Source organism: Nocardioides sp. AN3, assembly GCF_054653495.1.
The window spans coordinates 245,634-262,071 of sequence record NZ_BAAIGC010000001.1 but is presented as its reverse complement, the minus strand read 5'-3'; the positions used below and the strand labels follow the sequence as shown (position 1 = coordinate 262,071).

The following is a 16,438-nucleotide window of genomic DNA, read 5'->3' as shown; positions in this document are numbered from 1 at the left end:
CGAATTACGCACGACTTATTGCGCAACGTATCTTGCGCACTTTGTGTTGCGCACCATATGGTGCGGATATGTCCAGCTTCCGCAGCCTCGCCCGCAACCACGACTTCACGGTCCTCTGGGTCGGCCAGACGATCTCCGAGCTCGGCTCCCGCGTCAGCACGTTCGTGTTCCCGTTGCTGGGCTTCGCGCTGACGCACTCGGCCCTGTGGGCCGCGGCGGTCGAGGCGGCGTACCTGCTCGGGATGGTCGGCGTGCTGCTGCCCGCGGGCGTGCTCGCCGACCGCGTCGACCGGCTCCGCGTCCTGCGGCTCTCCTCCGCCATCGGCGTCGTGCTCTACGCCTCGCTCGTCGCCGCGGGCGCCCTCGGCATCCTCACGATCGGCCACCTGCTCGCGGTCGCCCTGATCACCGGGGTCGCGGCCGGACTCTTCTCCCCCGCCGAGATGTCGGCCATCGGCACGATCGTCGACGGCGACGACATGCCGGCCGCGCTCTCGCAGCAGCAGGCACGCCAGCACGTCGCCGGTCTGGTCGGAGCGCCCCTCGGCGGTGCTCTGTTCGCCCTGGCGCGGTGGGTCCCGTTCGCCTTCGACGCGGTGTCGTACGCCGTCGCGTGGGTGCTCCTCGGCCGCATCCGCACCGACCTGGCGCCGACGCCCGGTCCTGCACCGCGCCCGGTGCGCGACCTGGTCCAGGGCATCCGCTTCACCTGTGCCCACCCGTTCCTGCGCGTGCTCCTGGCCTGGTCGCCGCTGGTCAACCTGACCATGAACGCGCTCTTCTTCGTCGCCGTCCTGCGGCTCATCCAGGCCGGCACGGCCCCCACCACGATCGCCGTCGTCGAGGTGGTCGGCGGGCTCTGCGGCATCATCGGCGCGGCGTTCGCCCCGTGGATCATCGACCGGATGCCGACCGGTCGCCTGACCATCCTGGTCGCCTGGACGATGGTGCCGCTCATGCTGCCGATGGCCACCCACGACGACCCGTTCGTCGTCGCGGCCGCGCTGGGCGTCATCCTGCTGCTCAACCCGGCCGGCAACGCCGGCACGAGCTCCTACCGCATGCGGATCACGCCCCCCGAGCTCGTCGGCCGCGTGCAGTCGGCGATGCAGTTCACCTCGATGCTGACGATGCCGCTGGCCCCGGTGGTCGCGGGCGCGCTGCTGGGCTGGCTCGGCGGTCGGGACTCGATCCTCGCGCTCGTCGGGCTCACGACCCTTGTCGCCCTGATCCCGACCCTGTCCCGCTCGGTCCGGTCGGTCCCGCGCCCGTCCGACTGGGTCCCCGCCGAACCCGCCCGGTCGGCCGAGCTCTCCCTGGTCGAGTAGCCCGAGCCGCCGAGCTCTCGCCGGTCGAGTAGCCCGAGCCGCCGAGCTCTCGCCGGTCAAGTAGCCCGAGCCGCCGAGCTCTCGCCGGTCGAGTAGCCCGAGCCGCCAGGCGAGGGCGTATCGAGACCCGGGATGCTGGGTCTCGATACGGGTCTCGATACGCTCGCTAGCGCTCGCTACTCGACCTCCGGGATCGCTAGCGCTCGCTACTCGACCAGCGAGGTCGAGAAGGCGAGTCGACCCTCAGGCGTCGGGGGTGAACTCGGCGTTCAGTGCGGCGGGGAGCGTGGCACGCCAGGCCTCGGCGAGCTCGGCGACGCCGATCTCGAACTGCCCCTCGATCGTGATGGTGTCCCCGCCCGTCACGCCGATCTCGGTGACGACGACGTCGTGCTCCGAGGCGAGGCGCAGCAGCGCGTCGCCATCGTGCAGGTGCGTGGTCACCAGGACGCGTCCGGCCGACTCGGCGAAGAGCGCGACGAACGGGTCCGGGAAGGCGGGGGCGAGCGCGATCTGCGCACCGATCCCGGACTGGATCGACGCCTCGGCCAACGCCTGGGAGAGGCCGCCGTCGGAGAGGTCGTGCGCCGACGTCACGACGTCGGCGGCGGCCCGGAGCAGTCCGGCGAGCGACTTCTCTCCGGCCAGGTCCACACGAGGCGGGAGCCCACCGAGGTGGCCGTGCACCACGTGCGCCCACTCGGAGCCGGAGAGCTCGTCACGCGTGTCGCCGAGCACGAAGATCCGCTCACCCGGGTTGACGAAGCGCGAGGGCGTGCGACGCGTGACGTCGTCGATGACGCCGAGCACCGCGATGACGGGCGTGGGCAGGATGGCGACGTCGCCGGTCTGGTTGTAGAGCGACACGTTGCCGCCGGTCACCGGGACGCCCAGCTCGAGACACGCGTCCTTCAGGCCACGGCAGGCCTCGGCGAACTGCCACATGACCGCCGGGTCCTCCGGCGAGCCGAAGTTGAGGCAGTCGGAGACCGCGAGCGGGGTCGCCCCGACGGTCGCGACATTGCGGAAGGACTCGGCGAGGGCGAGCTGTGCGCCGGCGTACGGGTCGAGCTTGGCGAAGCGACCGTTGCCGTCGGTGGAGACCGCGACACCGAGGTTGGTCGACTCGTCGACGCGGATCATCCCGCTGTCGGCCGGAGCCGAGAGCACGGTGTTGCCGCGCACGTAGTTGTCGTACTGCTGCGTGATCCAGGTCTTGTCGCAGAGGTTGGGCGAGGCGACGAGGCGCAGCCAGGTCTCCCGCAGCTCCGCCGACGTCGACGGGCGGGGCAACGCCTCGGCCGCGTCGGCCTGGAGAGCGTCCTGCCACTCCGGCCGGGCGAGCGGGCGCTCGTAGACCGGGCCCTCGTGAGCGACCGTGCGGGGGTCGACGTCGACGATCGTCTCGCCGTTCCAGTCGATGACGAGCCGACCGTCACCGGTCACGGTGCCGATCGTGGCGGCCTCGACGTCCCACTTGGCGCAGATCGCCAGGAACGCCGCCTCGTCCTCGGGCGCGACGACCGCCATCATCCGCTCCTGCGACTCGCTCATGAGGATCTCCTCGGGAGCGAGCGTGGAGTCGCGCAGCGGCACCTTCGTGAGCTCGACGTGCATGCCGCCGTCGCCGGCCGCCGCCAGCTCCGAGGTGGCACACGAGATGCCGGCCGCGCCGAAGTCCTGGATGCCGCGGACGATGCCGGCGGAGAAGAGCTCCAGCGTGCACTCGATGAGCAGCTTCTCCATGAACGGGTCGCCGACCTGGACCGAGGGTCGCTTCGCGGGACCGTCCTCGTCGAACTCGACCGAGGCCAGGATCGAGGCGCCGCCGATGCCGTCGCCGCCGGTGCGGGCGCCGTACATGATCACGAGGTTGCCGGCGCCCGACGCCTTCGCGAGATGGAGGTCCTCGTGCTTGAGGACGCCGATCGCCAGGGCGTTGACGAGCGGGTTGCCGAGGTAGGTCTCGTCGAAGACCGCCTCGCCGCCGATGTTGGGCAGGCCGAGGCAGTTGCCGTAGCCGCCGACGCCCGCGACGATCCCCGGCAGCACGCGGTGGGTGTCCGCGGCGTCGAGCGGGCCGAAGCGGAGCGGGTCCATCACGGCGACCGGACGCGCGCCCATGGCGAGGATGTCGCGCACGATGCCGCCGATGCCCGTCGCGGCACCCTGGTAGGGCTCGACGTAGGACGGGTGGTTGTGCGACTCGATCTTGAAGGTGACCGCGTAGCCCTGGCCGACGTCGATGACGCCGGCGTTCTCGCCGATGCCGGCCAGCATCTTGCCGGCCGGCGTCTCCTGAGGAATCTCGCCGAACTGGCGCAGGTGCACCTTCGAGGACTTGTAGGAGCAGTGCTCGCTCCACATCACCGAGTACATCGCGAGCTCGGCGCCGGTCGGGCGGCGACCGAGGATCTGCTTGATGGCGGCGTACTCGTCCTCCTTGAGCCCGAGCTCGGCCCAGGGCTGGGCCCGGTCCGGATCGGAGGCGGCGACGTCAACGGTGTCGAGGGCAGTGATCTGGGCCGAGGTCACGGGCGTCAATCTACCGGCGGGAGGCTCCTATCCCCGACTCGGCGGGCGCCGGCGATACGCCTTGTGAAGTCCAGCGTGACCCTGAGGTCACCGTGGACTTCACACGGGCATGCGAGGCGAGGCTCAGCGCAGGACGCCGTCGGCGATGACCTCGAGCATCGGCCGGACCGCCTCGGGGGGCAGCGCCCCCTGGTCGGCGACCGTCGCGACGCCGCCGATGAGGCGGAGCACCTCGAGCGGCTCGACGCTCGGGCGCACGGCCCCCTCAGCGCGCAGCGCCTCGAGCACGCGCTCATTCGCGGCGGCGTAGGTCTGGCACTTGTTGCGCATGGGCGAGGCGTCGTCGCCGAGGGCGCAGGTGATCTTGGCGGCGACGCCCTTGTGGACGGTGAGGCGGGCGGCGTACTCCTCGAACCAGGCCATCAGGCGGTCCTTCGCGTCGCCCTCGTGGGCGAGCGCCTTGTCGGCGGAGTCGTTGACGCCGGCGATCCAGTTCTGCATGACCGCGTCGATGAGGGCGTCGCGGGTCGGGAAGTGCCGGTAGAGCGTGCCCGGGCCGACACCGGCCTGCTTGGCGATGTCGTCCAGCGGGGCGTCGTACCCCTTCTCACGGAAGACGCGGCCGGCCGTCGTGACCAGCTTGTCGTAGTTCCGCTTGGCGTCGGCGCGCATCCGACACCCCTCCTTCTCGACCCGTGTCTCGGCTCGTGAGCACCGTACCCCCTGCCGAGCAGGGCCGCCGATATGCGCCACGAGAAGCCACTTGTAAAACGGAGACAGTCTCCGTATCGTTCTACGTGTAACCGGAGTCATCCTCCGGAACCAGTCTACGTCGGCCCACCAGGCCAGAACAGGACGAACCCACCATGTCTTCCACCGTGATCTCGCGCTCCCCGAGCGCGGCTCGCCACCACCCACGGCCCGACCTGCCCACCGCGCTCCCGCCGAACGCGGGCAAGGCAGCCGCCGGCATCTTCGTCGTGCTGCTCGCGCAGCTCATGCTCGTGCTCGACGCGACCGTCGTGAACGTCGCGCTTCCCCACATCCAGACCGGCCTCGGCTTCGGGCCGGCCGGCCTCTCCTGGGTGCTCAACGGCTACACGCTCGCCTTCGGCGGCCTCCTGCTGCTCGGCGGCCGGCTCGGCGACGTCTTCGGCCGGCTGCGCCTCTTCCAGGTGGGCCTCGCCGTCTTCATCGCCTTCTCCCTCGTGGGCGGCCTGTCCACCTCACCGGGCATGCTCGTCGCCGCCCGCGCCTTCCAGGGAGTCGGCGCCGCCCTCGCCGCGCCGTCGGTGCTGGCATTGCTCACCACCAGCGCCCCGGACGACGCCGCCCGCAACCGGGCGCTCGCCCTCTTCTCCGCCGTCTCCTCCGGCGGAGGCGCGCTCGGCCTCATCCTCGGCGGCATCCTGACCGACGTCATCTCGTGGCGCTGGACCCTCTTCATCAACGTGCCGATCGGCCTGGCCATCCTCGCCGTCGTCGGCCGCCTCGTCGCGGAGACCCCGAGGCGCCCCGGCCGCTTCGACGTGGTCGGCGCGGTGGCGGCGACCGGCGCCGCCGTCAGCATCGTCTGGGCGCTGATCGGCGCTCCGGACCACGGGTGGGGCTCGGCTCGCACCATCGGCGGCCTCGCCCTCGGCGTGGCGCTGGTCGGCGTGCTCGCCGTCACCGAGACGCGCGTCGCGCACCCGCTGCTCCGGCCGGCGCTCCTGCGCAGCCACTCGCGCATCAGCGCACTGCTGGCCACCTCCGGGATGTTCGGCGGCATGATGGCGATGTTCTTCCTGATGGTGCAGTACCTCGAGGACCAGCTCGGCCTCGGCCCCCTCACGACCGGTCTCGCCTTCCTGCCCATGCCGCTCGGCGTCTTCACGATGTCGCGCTTCAGCCCGCGGCTGGTCGGCCGGTTCGGACCGCTCCCGCTGGTCATCGTCGGCACGGCCGGCATGACGCTGGCCTTCCTGCGGCTCGGGCAGCTCGACGCCGGCAGCAGCTACCTGACCGGGAGCTTCCCCTCGCTCCTCCTCGCCGGTGTCTCGGCAGGGCTGAGCTTCATGCCGATCACCGCACTGGCGCTGCGGGGCGTCGAGCCGGAGCACGCCGGTGCTGCGTCCGGCCTGCTGCAGACGATGCAGCAGCTCGGCGGCTCGGTCGGGCTCGCCGTGGTGGCGTCGGTGTTCGCCGCCAACGCGGTGGGCGGGGACTTCCTCTCCGGCGCCCACGCGGGCTTCATCGCCGCGGCCACCCTGACGGCGATCGCGCTCCTCAGCGCACTCACAGTCGCCGTACGCCGCCCCCGGATGGTCCCCGTCGCCGAGCTGGACTGACGACCTCGCCGAGTCGGCGCGTCCTTGGCAGAGCATCTGCGAAGGCGCGCCGACTCGGCGTTGGGCGGGGGCGACGCGCGGGCTCGGCGAATTACAGTCCTGTAGTTATCTGTGACACCTGTGACTGCTGTGAATTCTGAGGTTATGGTGACTCGGCCGTGCACTTCGAGAGCCACCCGGGAGAACCCAGATGACCGCGCCAGCCACCACGACCGACCCGTCGCGGAGCGACCTGCGACTGCGCGCCGTCGTCGTCGCCGTCGCGGTCGGACTCGTGGCCGCGCTCCTGCTCGCCCTGCCCAGGCACGACGACGACACCGCCATCCCGACGGCCTCCAACCCGGTCACTCCGGGCGTCATCACGGGGCTCGGGTTCGACCAGTGCCTGGCTCCCAGCCAGGCGGCGATGGCGGCGTGGCGCAAGTCGAGCCCCTTCCGGGCGGTCGGCATCTACATCGCGGGCTACTCCCGCGCCTGCCGCAACCAGACCAACCTCACGGCCACCTGGGTCGCCACCCAGCTGGCCGCGGGCTGGCACCTCCTCCCCATCACTCTCGGCCCGCAGGCGTCGTGCCAGCCGCGGTTCCCGCGCTACGGCAACGACTACCGGATCAACGCGACGGCGACCAACGACTACGCCGCGGCACGGTCGATGGGCACGACGGAGGCGTCGAAGACGGTCACGGCCGCGAAGGCGCTCGGCCTCGTGCCGGGAAGCACGATGTTCTACGACCTCGAGGGCTTCGACTACACCAACACCCGCTGCCGGGAGTCCGCCCTGCGCTTCCTGTCGGCGTGGACGGTGCAGATCCACAAGCTCGGCTACCGCTCCGGCGTCTACTCCAGCGTCGGCTCCGGCATCAAGGTGCTCGAGCGCCAGCGCCTCAACCCGCTCCCCAACATCGTGCTGCCCGACCAGCTCTGGCTCGCGCGGTACGACGGCAAGGCCAACACCTCCTCCCCCGACTACCTCTCCGACGCCGGCTGGGCCGGCAGCCGCGTGAAGCAGTATCAGGGCGGCCACAACGAGACGTGGGGCGGCGTGACGATCAACATCGACCGCAACTACCTCGACCTGCGCACCGCGCCGCAGCCGCCCACGAAGCCGGCGCCTCCGGCCCCGTCCGCCACTCCCACGCAGCCGACCGTGCCCGCCTCGGCGCCGGCGGAGACGCACTGCGGAGGGGTCAAGGTCGACCTTCCGGCGTACGTCGCCGTCAAGCGGCCCTCCCCCACCTACCGCCCGCCGACGGACCAGGTGCTGGCGCTCAAGTGCCTCCTGAAGGAGCGGGCCAGCTTCCGCGGCGTCGTCGGCAAGGGGTTCGGGCCCGCGCTCGTGACCGCCGTCGCGAACTGGCGCAAGGCGCATGGGATGCGTCCCAGCCCCCACGCTCTGTGGACCCGTGCGATGTGGATGCAGCTGCTGGCCTCAGGCACGCGCCCGACGCTCCACCCGGGCACGACGTCCCGCGACGTACGCGACGTCCAGCGTGCCCTCAACGCGGCCAGCCTCTCCGCCCACCTGCCGATCACCGGCACGCTCGACGCCAGGACGCAGGGCGTGCTCAACCAGTGGAAGGCCCGCGTCGGGCTGAGGCCCGGCGGCATGGTCGCCCAGAGCGCCTGGCGCCTGCTCGCCGCGGGCCGCTTCTGATCCCCGGACGTCATGCGTGCTGGCTGCCGGGGCAGCCGGCACGTATGACGTCGTCGAGTCAGACGAGGGCGGCGACCAGCGAGGTGAAGAAGCCGAGCCCGTCGGTGCCGGAGCCGGTGAGCTCTTCGACGGCGTGCTCGGGGTGGGGCATGAGCCCGACGACGTTGCCACGCTCGTTGGCGATGCCGGCGATGTCGTTGAGCGACCCGTTGGGGTTGACCTCGAGGTAGCGCGCGACGACGCGGCCCTCACCCTCGAGGCGGGCGATGGTGTCGGCGTCGGCGACGTACTGCCCCTCGCCGTTCTTCAGCGGGACGACGATCTCCTGGTCCTTGCCGTAGGCACTGGTCCAGGGAGTCGCGTTGTTCTCGATCCGCAGGCGCTGGTCGCGGCAGATGAACTTGCGATGGTCGTTGCGCAGCAGGCCGCCGGGCAGCAGGTGCGCCTCGACGAGGATCTGGAAGCCGTTGCAGATGCCCAGCACCGGCAGGCCCGCCTGGGCGCCTGCGACGACCTCGGTCATGATCGGCGCGAAGCGCGAGATGGCGCCGCAGCGCAGGTAGTCGCCGTAGGAGAACCCGCCGGGCAGGATCACCGCGTCCACGCCCTGAAGGTCGTGGTCGCCGTGCCAGAGCGCGACGACCTCGTGGCCGGCGATCCGCGCGGCGCGCTGGGCGTCGACGTCGTCGAGGGTGCCCGGGAAGGTGACGACTCCGACCTTCGTCACTGCTCGACCCGCACGGTGTAGTTCTCGATGACCGTGTTCGCCAGGAAGGTGTCGGCGAGCTTCTCGATGTCGGCGATCACGGCGTCGGTGACCTCGGGGACCTCGAGCTCGAACCGCTTGCCCTGGCGGACCTCGGTGACACCGGTGAAGCCCAGCCGCGGGAGCGCGCCGAGGACGGCCTTGCCCTGCGGGTCGAGGATCTCGGGCTTGGGCATGACATCTACAACGACGCGAGGCACGGGCCGGAGTCTAACGACCCGACGCCGGGGGCCGCGATTCCTGCGCCGACCACCGTCGCTGGGCACGCTCACCCCCTGCGCGCCAGACTGGAGCCATGACGACCCCGTTCGGTGCCCCCCGTCAGGCCGGCAACCCGCTCAAGCTCGAGTTCCCGCAGTCGTTGGCGGTCTACGACGACTACGAGGCGGCGCAGCGCACGGTGGACTACCTCTCCGACCAGGAGTTCCCCGTTGAGAACTGCATGATCGTCGGCACCGACCTGAAGAGGGTCGAGCGCATCACCGGTCGACTGACCACCAGCCGTGTCGCGATCGGCGGCATCCTGACCGGGCTGTGGTTCGGCTTGCTCATCGGCGTGCTCTTCACGCTCTTCACCACCGGCAACGCCTTCGCCGAGATCGTCTCGACGATGCTCTTCGGCGCGCTCTTCGGACTGATCTGGGCACTCGTCGGCTACGCGGCCACCCGCGGCCACCGCGACTTCTCCTCGGTCACCCAGGTGGTCGCCACCAAGTACGAGGTGCTCGTGGAGCACAAGGTCGCGGCACGCGCCCGCGAGCTGCTGGCCGGGCTGCCCGGCGCGCTGCCGAATCCCTTCGCCTGAGGCGTCAGATCAGGACAGCTGGCGCTTGAGGATCTTCCCGGTCGCGGTCATGGGGAGCGAGGAGACGATCTCGACGATGCGCGGATACTTGTACGCCGCCATCTGCTCCTTGCTCCAGGCCACGATCTCCTCGGGCGTGACGCTCGCACCGGGCTTCAGGATGACGAACGCCTTGATCTCCTCGCCGTGGCTGGAGTGGGGCACGCCGATCACCGCGGACAGCGACACGGCCGGGTGGGTGAGGAGGACCTCCTCGATCTCGCGCGGGTAGACGTTGAAGCCGCCGCGGATGATCATCTCCTTCGCCCGGTCGACGATGTAGTACCACCCGTCCTCGTCGCGACGTGCCAGGTCGCCCGAGCGGAACCAGCCGTCCGCGCTGATCGCCTCCGCGGTCGCCTCGGGGCGCCCGTAGTAGCCCTTGAACACGTTGTGGCCCTTGATGGCGATCTCCCCGATCGCATCCGGCGTCCAGTCGATCTCGTCCCAGGTCGACGGCTCGATCAGCCTCATCTCGGTGCCCGGGATCGGCACGCCGATCGAGCCGACCCGGACCGGCTGCCCCAGCGGGGAGAAGCTGGCCACGGGGCTGGTCTCCGAGAGCCCGTAGCCCTCGAGGATCGTCACCCCGAAGCGCTTCTCGAACTCGTGATGGACCTCGACCGGAAGGGCCGAGCCACCAGCCGCGGCGATGCGCAGGTTGCGGGCGATCTCCGAGACGTCGACCTGGACCGTGTCGAGCGCACCGAGGAGCCCCCAGTACATCGTCGGCACGCCGGCGAAGAAGGTCACCTTCTCCTTCAGCATCAGCTGCAGCGCCGGCCCGGCCTCGAAGCGGGGCAGCATCACGACGGTGCCGCCGTAGGCCGCCGCGCCGTTCTGCACCACCGTCTGACCGAAGGAGTGGAACAGCGGCAGCACGCACAGATAGGTGTCCGGCCGCGCCTCGTCCGCCCCGAAGAGCGCCTCACCGCAGAGCGCGTTGTCCCGCATGTTGCGGTGGCGCAGCTCGGCGCCCTTCGGCTGGCCGGTGGTGCCGGAGGTGTAGAGGATGACGGCCGTGTCGTCCTCGTCCGTGGCGACCTGGTCGAACGTCGTCGGCTTGCCGGACGTCGCCTCGCCGAGCGTCTCGACCGGACTCTCGGGGGTGCCCTGGATCGGCGAGGCCGCGGCCGCGTCCGCGGTGATGACGAAGAAGTGCTCGGCGGCGTCGGTGGCGGAGAAGCCGGCGTACGCCTCCTGCCCGATGGGCAGCTCAGGGGTGCCCTGGAAGGCGAACAGCGCCTTCGCGTCGGAGTCGTCGAGGTGGTAGGCGACCTCGCGGCCCTTGAGCAGCACGTTGAGGGGGACGACCGTCGCGCCCGCCTTGAGGATGCCCCAGTAGACCACCGAGAAGTACGGCAGGTTCGGGCACATGAGCGCGACCTTGTCGCCCGGGCGGATCCCGCGGGACACGAGGAGGTTGGCGACCTGGTTGGCCGCCGCGTCCACCTGCCCGTAGGTCAGCCTGACGTCGCCGAAGACGATCGCGGTGCGGTCGGGGGTCTTCGCGGCGGTGCGCTTCAGCAGGGACGACAGGTTGTACGTCGACACGTGTCCTCCATCACTCTCGGGTGGAGCAAACCTACCGGCGGGTCACCTCCTCGTGCGAGACCCGCCGGGGACGCGTCGTGGACGAGTCGAAGACGAGTCGAGCGCCCTCAGAACCGGTGCCCGGTGAGCTTCTCGTAGGCCTCGATGTAGCGCGCCCGCGTGCGCTCGACGATCGACGGCGGCAGGGGCGGCGGCGCCTCGCCGCTGTGCCGATCCCAGCCCGACTCGGGCGAGAGCAGCCAGTTGCGGACGATCTGCTTGTCGTACGACGGCTGGGCACGCCCCGGGTGCCACTCCTCGGCCGACCAGAACCGGCTGGAGTCCGGCGTGAGCACCTCGTCGGCGAGCACGATCGCGCGGACACCGAGGTCGCTCTGCCGCGCCCCGAACTCGAGCTTGGTGTCGGCGAGGATCAGCCCCACGCCGCGGGCCATCTCGTCCGCGCGGTGGTAGACCGCGAGGGTCAGCCGGCGCAGCTCGGCCGCGTCGTCCGCTCCGATGCGACGCGCGACCGCCTCGTAGCTGACGTTCTCGTCGTGGTCGCCGAGGTCCGCCTTGGTCGCCGGCGTGAAGATCGCCCCGGGCAGGCGGCTGCCGTCGACGAGCCCCGGCGGCAGCCTCACGCCGCACACGCTGTGCCCCTCGGCGGCCGTGGCCTCGTAGTCGAGGAGGCCCGACCCGGTCAGGTAGCCGCGCGCGACGCATTCGACCGGGAACATGTGCAGGCGCTGCGCGATGACGGCCCGCCCGCGGACGGCGTCGGGGACGTCGGTGGAGAGCACGTGGTTGGGCACGAGGTCCTCGAGCTGCTCGAACCACCACAGGCTCATCCGGGTGAGGATCTCGCCCTTGTCGGGGATCGTCGTGTCGAGCACGTAGTCGAAGGCCGAGATGCGGTCGCTGGCGACCATCAGCAGCTCGCCGGCGTACGGCCCCTCCTCGAGCTCGTAGAGGTCGCGGACCTTGCCGGAATGGACGTGCCGCGCGCCGTCGATCGGCGGGGCCGGGGGGATGTTCAGCTCGGGCACAGGAACAGCCTAGTGAGATCGCAGTCCCACCCGTTCAGCCAGTATCTATACTGACTCGCCTGACAAAGCGATATCGTCGAAAGGAGGACGTCATGGCCCGACCGCCCCAGCCGGACTTCCTCATCGCCGGCGCCCCGAAGGCGGGCACGACGGCGCTGCACGCAGCGCTTGCGAGCCATCCCGAGATCTTCGTCTCGACGCCGAAGGGGGCGAAGTACTGGCTGTGCGACGACGCTCCCCCGCCCCACTACAACGGCCCCGGGGACCGGCACTCGCAGCAGGAGTGGATCTGGCGCCGCAGTGAGTACGACGCCCTGTGGACCTCCGCACGCGACGACCAGGTCCGCGGCGAGTCGACGCCGTTCTACCTCTGGAGCCGCGGCGCGCACCGACGCATCGGCGAGGCACTGCCCGACGTGCGGATCATCGCCATCGTGCGCGACCCGATCGACCGCGCCTACTCCAACTGGATGCACCTGTGGTGCGACGGCCTCGAGCCCGTCGGCGACTTCATGGCCGCCTTCGGTCTGGAGGCAGATCGGATCACGCACGGCTACGCACCCTTCTGGCGGTACCGCGAGCTGGGGCTCTACGGCGAGCAGCTACAGCACCTCTACGCCCACGTCGACCCCGCGCGGGTGCTCGTCATGCGCTACCGCGATCTCGTCGACACCCCCGCAGCGGCCCTGGACCAGGCCTGCGCCTTCCTCGGAGTCGCCACAGGCGTCGTCTCCTCGATCCCGAAGGACAACTCCCGAACCTACGTCATGTCGGGCTGGCGTCCCCGCACCATCGGCCCCGTCGTCCGCGCCGGCGCCTGGGCCGGACAGTTCGCGCCGCCTGCGGTGTGGCGGCGGCTCGAGCCGGCCGTCACCCGACACCTCGTCAGCCACGGTGAGGCGGTCCGGCCGCACCTGAGCGAGGCGCAGCGAGAGGCCCTGCTGCCGGCGTTCGCCGACGACATCGCGTTGCTGTCGTCCCTGACCGGCGACGACTACTCCGCGTGGCTCTCCCCGACGAGCCGCGGCTCGTTCACCCAGAGGCGCGTCAGCGAACGACCGTGATGAGGTCGTGCGCACCGTCGGGCCGAGCCGCCTCGACGTAGAAGCGGGTCCGGCCGTCGGGGAGGGCGACGGCAGCGGCGTAGCGGAAGGCGCCGTCGGCGTACGGCGAGGCGATCGGCGCGACCTCCTCGTCGGCGACCAGCCGGGTGCCGTTCCAGCGGGCGAGCCCGGTGGTCTCATACCAGTTCGAGGCGGCGTCGGCGCGACCGTCGTAGAGGAACGTGCCGTCGGACAGCCGCGTCGTCACCCGCGCCCCGCGCTGGTCCCAGGCACCGGGCCGTCCCGCGAGCACCTCGCCGTGGTCGGCCCAGACGAGCCCGTCGACGCTCGTCAGCCGCCGCGTGGTCATCCGGTCCTCGTGACCGGCCTCGGCGAGCGGGTGGCAGCACAGCCACATCTCCCAGCCGTCCGCACCCGCCTCGATCACCGGGTCCTTCACCGCCACGTGGTCGTCACCCGCGAGGATCACACGACGCTTCCCCGACGGCAGCTCCTCGGGGGTGGCCGCGGTGAGACTGTCGATCCACCAGTGCTTCGAGTTCCAGGTCGCGCACGACAGATAGAGACGCCATCCGGAGCCGTCCGGCAGCGGCAGCAGCACGGGACGCTCAAGCGACTCGCACCCGAAGGTGTCCCGGTGGACCTCGGCGACGGTCTCGAAGTGCACGCCGTCGGTCGACCGTGCGACGTCGGCCGTGACACCGCGGCCCTCGGTGAGCGGACGACGGTTGCGCCAGGTCAGCCAGAAGACCCCGTCATGGAGGATCGCGCTGGCGGCGCCCGCCCAGTTGCCGGGCCCGGAGCCCGGCGCCGGCACGACGACCTCGGCGCCGTCGTACGACGGAAGGTGCGGCAGCATCGTGACGGTCATGGGCGACATGATAGTCGAGTCCGATGCTCGACAATGCACCCGCGAGCGGTCGCCCACACTGAGCGCATGTGGAACGACCTCATGCACCTCCAGGTCCCCCTGGCCGACAAGCTGATCCGGACAGTGGCCGTCTACGCGCTGCTCGCGGTGATCCTGCGGGTCGTCGGCAAGCGCGACCTGGCCCAGCTGAACTCCTTCGACCTGGTCGTCATGCTCCTGCTGTCCAACGTCGTGCAGAACGCCATCATCGGCCCCGACAACTCCCTGATCGGCGGCGCGATCGGTGCCGTGACGCTCGTGGTCACCGACGGGCTCGTCGTACGCGCCATCCGGCGCTCCGACCGGCTCGCTCCGCTGCTCGTCGGCACGCCCACCGTGCTCGCCCGCGACGGCCGCTTCGACCAGAGGGCGCTGCGCGCAGAAGGGCTGCGGCAGGCCGATGTCGACGCTGCGCTGCGTCGGCAGAACGCCAACGACGTGGCGGACATCGAGTCGCTCATGCTCGAGCCCGACGGGGCGATCATCGCGACGCTGCGCCCGGAGGCGCAGGCGGCCACGAAGGCCGACATCGCACGACTCGAGGCCAAGCTCGACGCACTGGCGACCTCAACCGGGGCGTAGGACCGCGGACATCCTCGACCCCGGTAGGGGACACAGTGGACCCATGGACAGCCGAGTGAGCGACAAGACCGTGCCGCAGCAGGGTCAGTCGGCCGACCCTCGGCGCTGGCGCATCCTCGGGGTGTCGTTGGTCATCGGCTTCATGGCGCTCCTCGACGTCTCGGTCGTCAACCTCGCCGTGCCGTCGATGCAGCACGGCATGCATGCGAGCACCGGCACGATCCAGTGGGTGGTCTCCGGCTACGCCCTGACGTTCGGACTGACCCTGGTGGCCGGCGGTCGCATCGGCGACGCCTACGGTCGCCGACGGATGATGGTCATCGGCCTGTGCGGCTTCATCCTCGCCAGCGCCGCGGTGGGTCTCGCGCCCACCGCCGCCTTCGTGATCGCCGCCCGGCTGGTCCAAGGAGCGACCGCCGGCCTGCTCACGCCGCAGAACTCCGGACTCATCCAGCAGCTCTTCCACGGAGCCGAGCGAGGACGCGCCTTCGGCCTGTTCGGCTTCACCGTCTCGGTGTCGTCGGCGACCGGCCCCGTGTTGGGAGGGCTCATCCTCGCGCTGGCCGGCGCGGAGAACGGCTGGCGCTACCTGTTCCTGCTCAACGTCCCCATCGGGCTCGTCGCCCTGGTCTTCGTGGTCAGGCTGGTCCCGGGCCGTGAGGCGACGGCCGGCGACGACGACCCGCGAGTCGACCTCGTGGGCGCCCTGCTGCTGGGGCTCGTCGTCCTCAGCGTCCTCTACCCGGTCGTCAGGGTCGAGGGCGGGGCGCGGTGGTCGCTCGCGCTCCTCGTGCTGACTCCCATCCTCGGCTGGGCGTTCGTCTCGTGGGAGCGGCGCACGGTGCAGCGCGGGAAGCCCCCGCTGCTCGACATCACCCTCCTGCGTCAGGTGCACGGGTACGCCGGCGGGCTGGCGATCGGTGCGCTCTACTTCACCGGCTTCACGGGACTGCTCCTCGTGACGTCGTACTACCTGCAGGACGCGCTCGACTTCGGCCCGCTGCATGCCGGGCTGCTGATCGCGCCCTTCGCCGTCGGCTCTGCCATCAGCGCGCCCATCGCGGGCCGGGTCGTCAGCGACGCCGGCCGCCGGATCACCGTGGTCGCCCTGCTCCTCGTGCTCGTGGGGGTCGCCCTGGTGGCGGCCCTGGTCCCGGCCCTCTCCCCCAGTCGGATCTGGGTGGCGTCGGTGCCATTCCTGTTCCTCGCGGGTCTCGGTGGCGGCGCGGTCGTCTCACCGAACATGACCCTCACCCTCGCCGACGTGCCACCCCGCATGGGCGGCGCCGCCGGCGGGGCCCTCCAGACCGGGCAGCGGATCGGCGCCTCGGTCGGCGCCGCCCTGCTCATGACCGTCTACTCGGTGGGCTCGGCCCACTCCACGAACGGCGTCGCCCTGCGGCTCGCGCTGCTCACGGGGGTGGCCCTGCTGGCCGCCGCCCTGGCGATGGCCGTCCGTGACTGGCGGCGCGGCGCCTCCGTAGGCTGAGCCGCATGTCCATCGTGAAGATCAACGCCATCCATGTCCCCGAGGGCGCCGGGGACCAGCTCGAGTCACGTTTCGCCGCGCGCGCCGGCGCCGTCGAGAAGTCTCCCGGGTTCCTCGGCTTCCAGCTCCTGCGCCCGACCGCCGGCGAGTCCCGCTACTTCGTCGTCACGCACTGGGAGTCGGAGGACGCCTTCGCCGCCTGGCGTGACGGCGACGCGCGGGCCGCACACGCCACGCCCGAAGGCGAGGCTCCCCGGCGCCCAGTCGCCACCGGGGCCGATCTGCTCGAGTTCGAGGTCGTGCTGGACGTCAAGCCGGCCTGACCGGCCGATCGCCGGGACGTCATGCGAGGTG

General features: G+C 71.1%; 15 protein-coding genes. 8 read left to right on the top strand and 7 right to left on the bottom strand.

Annotation, left to right across the window (positions count from 1 at the left end):
• Positions 1-68: 68 nt before the first annotated feature.
• A complete protein-coding gene (locus ACYQ1K_RS01160) occupies positions 69-1,328 on the top strand; it encodes an MFS transporter (protein WP_459980605.1) in 1,260 nt (419 codons plus the stop codon).
• A gap of 243 nt (positions 1,329-1,571) precedes the next feature.
• Here the strand turns inward: ACYQ1K_RS01160 and purL are convergent, their stop codons facing one another.
• A complete protein-coding gene (purL, locus tag ACYQ1K_RS01155) occupies positions 1,572-3,863 on the bottom strand; it encodes a phosphoribosylformylglycinamidine synthase subunit PurL (protein WP_459980603.1) in 2,292 nt (763 codons plus the stop codon).
• A gap of 123 nt (positions 3,864-3,986) precedes the next feature.
• The gene (locus ACYQ1K_RS01150; protein ID WP_459980602.1) at positions 3,987-4,535 is read right to left on the bottom strand and encodes a TetR/AcrR family transcriptional regulator; all 549 of its coding nucleotides are present in this window, start codon (positions 4,533-4,535) and stop codon (positions 3,987-3,989) included.
• A gap of 194 nt (positions 4,536-4,729) precedes the next feature.
• Here ACYQ1K_RS01150 and ACYQ1K_RS01145 point away from each other — a divergent pair, with 194 nt between their 5' ends.
• Both ACYQ1K_RS01145 and ACYQ1K_RS01140 read left to right on the top strand, forming a co-directional pair.
• Positions 4,730-6,193: an MFS transporter gene (locus tag ACYQ1K_RS01145; protein ID WP_459980600.1), complete on the top strand. Its 1,464-nt coding sequence runs from the start codon at positions 4,730-4,732 to the stop codon at positions 6,191-6,193.
• Between the two features lie 190 nt (positions 6,194-6,383).
• A complete protein-coding gene (locus tag ACYQ1K_RS01140; protein WP_459980599.1) occupies positions 6,384-7,847 on the top strand; it encodes a glycoside hydrolase domain-containing protein in 1,464 nt (487 codons plus the stop codon).
• 58 nt (positions 7,848-7,905) lie between these two features.
• On the opposite strand, the gene purQ is transcribed toward ACYQ1K_RS01140, so the two are convergent.
• Both purQ and purS read right to left on the bottom strand, forming a co-directional pair.
• Complete coding sequence (gene purQ / locus ACYQ1K_RS01135) at positions 7,906-8,574, bottom strand: phosphoribosylformylglycinamidine synthase subunit PurQ (protein WP_459980597.1); 669 nt, start codon at positions 8,572-8,574, stop codon at positions 7,906-7,908.
• Positions 8,571-8,813: a phosphoribosylformylglycinamidine synthase subunit PurS gene (gene purS / locus ACYQ1K_RS01130; RefSeq protein ID WP_459980595.1), complete on the bottom strand. Its 243-nt coding sequence runs from the start codon at positions 8,811-8,813 to the stop codon at positions 8,571-8,573. Before purS ends, purQ begins: the two co-directional genes overlap by 4 nt.
• Positions 8,814-8,908: 95 nt before the next feature.
• On the opposite strand from purS, the gene ACYQ1K_RS01125 reads away from it, so the two are divergent.
• Positions 8,909-9,418, top strand: coding sequence for a YflT domain-containing protein (locus ACYQ1K_RS01125; protein ID WP_459980593.1), 510 nt, complete (start codon positions 8,909-8,911; stop codon positions 9,416-9,418).
• Positions 9,419-9,427: 9 nt separating this feature from the next.
• Here the strand turns inward: ACYQ1K_RS01125 and ACYQ1K_RS01120 are convergent, their stop codons facing one another.
• A complete protein-coding gene (locus tag ACYQ1K_RS01120) occupies positions 9,428-11,011 on the bottom strand; it encodes a long-chain-fatty-acid--CoA ligase (RefSeq protein WP_459980591.1) in 1,584 nt (527 codons plus the stop codon).
• Positions 11,012-11,118: 107 nt separating this feature from the next.
• Positions 11,119-12,039, bottom strand: a complete 921-nt coding sequence (locus ACYQ1K_RS01115; protein WP_459980589.1) for a phosphoribosylaminoimidazolesuccinocarboxamide synthase — start codon at positions 12,037-12,039, stop codon at positions 11,119-11,121.
• 92 nt (positions 12,040-12,131) lie between these two features.
• Here ACYQ1K_RS01115 and ACYQ1K_RS01110 point away from each other — a divergent pair, with 92 nt between their 5' ends.
• A complete protein-coding gene (locus ACYQ1K_RS01110; protein ID WP_459980587.1) occupies positions 12,132-13,103 on the top strand; it encodes a sulfotransferase family protein in 972 nt (323 codons plus the stop codon).
• On the opposite strand, the gene ACYQ1K_RS01105 is transcribed toward ACYQ1K_RS01110, so the two are convergent.
• Positions 13,087-13,974: a hypothetical protein gene (locus ACYQ1K_RS01105; RefSeq protein ID WP_459980586.1), complete on the bottom strand. Its 888-nt coding sequence runs from the start codon at positions 13,972-13,974 to the stop codon at positions 13,087-13,089. The two genes, ACYQ1K_RS01110 and ACYQ1K_RS01105, sit on opposite strands and share 17 nt — an antisense overlap.
• A 66-nt stretch (positions 13,975-14,040) precedes the next feature.
• On the opposite strand from ACYQ1K_RS01105, the gene ACYQ1K_RS01100 reads away from it, so the two are divergent.
• From ACYQ1K_RS01100 to ACYQ1K_RS01090, 3 genes are read left to right on the top strand one after another with little or no spacing between them, the layout of a single operon-like run.
• Positions 14,041-14,595 carry a DUF421 domain-containing protein gene (locus ACYQ1K_RS01100; RefSeq protein ID WP_459980585.1) on the top strand — a complete coding sequence of 185 codons (555 nt, stop codon included), beginning with the start codon at positions 14,041-14,043 and terminating at the stop codon, positions 14,593-14,595.
• 43 nt (positions 14,596-14,638) lie between these two features.
• Complete coding sequence (locus ACYQ1K_RS01095; protein WP_459980583.1) at positions 14,639-16,084, top strand: MFS transporter; 1,446 nt, start codon at positions 14,639-14,641, stop codon at positions 16,082-16,084.
• A 5-nt stretch (positions 16,085-16,089) separates the two neighbouring features.
• Complete coding sequence (locus ACYQ1K_RS01090) at positions 16,090-16,407, top strand: antibiotic biosynthesis monooxygenase family protein (RefSeq protein ID WP_459980582.1); 318 nt, start codon at positions 16,090-16,092, stop codon at positions 16,405-16,407.
• Positions 16,408-16,438 lie beyond the last annotated feature (31 nt).